The 584-nt window shown below is 65.1% G+C and carries 1 protein-coding gene; it reads right to left on the reverse strand.

What is annotated here, in order from left to right:
• The coding region (locus ACYVGE_RS16525; protein WP_460731161.1) for an EF-Tu/IF-2/RF-3 family GTPase at window positions 1-584 on the reverse strand (584 nt) is incomplete at both ends.

The raw sequence follows: 584 nt of genomic DNA on the forward strand, positions 1-584 counted from the left end.
TTGAAGAACGGGGTGTGGCGGCCGCCTTCGTCCTTGCTCAGCACGTAGACTTCGGCTTCGAACGTGGTGTGCGGGGTGATCGAACCCGGCTTGCACAGCACCTGGCCGCGCTCGACGTCGTCACGCTTGGTGCCGCGCAGCAGCAGGCCGGCGTTGTCGCCCGCCTGGCCCTGGTCCAGCAGCTTGCGGAACATTTCCACGCCGGTCACGGTGGTCTTCTGGGTCGGACGGATACCGACGATTTCGATTTCGTCACCGACCTTGATGATGCCGCGCTCGATACGACCGGTCACCACGGTGCCGCGGCCCGAGATCGAGAACACGTCTTCCACCGGCATCAGGAACGGCTTGTCGATCGCGCGCTCCGGCTGCGGGATGAACGTGTCCAGCGCGTCCACCAGCTTCAGGATCGCCGGCACGCCGATTTCCGACTGGTCGCCTTCCAGCGCCAGGCGGGCCGAACCCTTGATGATCGGGGTGTCGTCGCCCGGGAAGTCGTACTTGCTCAGCAGCTCGCGCACTTCCATCTCGACCAGCTCGAGCAGCTCGGCGTCGTCGACCATGTCGGCCTTGTTCAGGAACAC

The sequence above is a fragment of the Lysobacter rhizosphaerae genome (assembly GCF_054779795.1).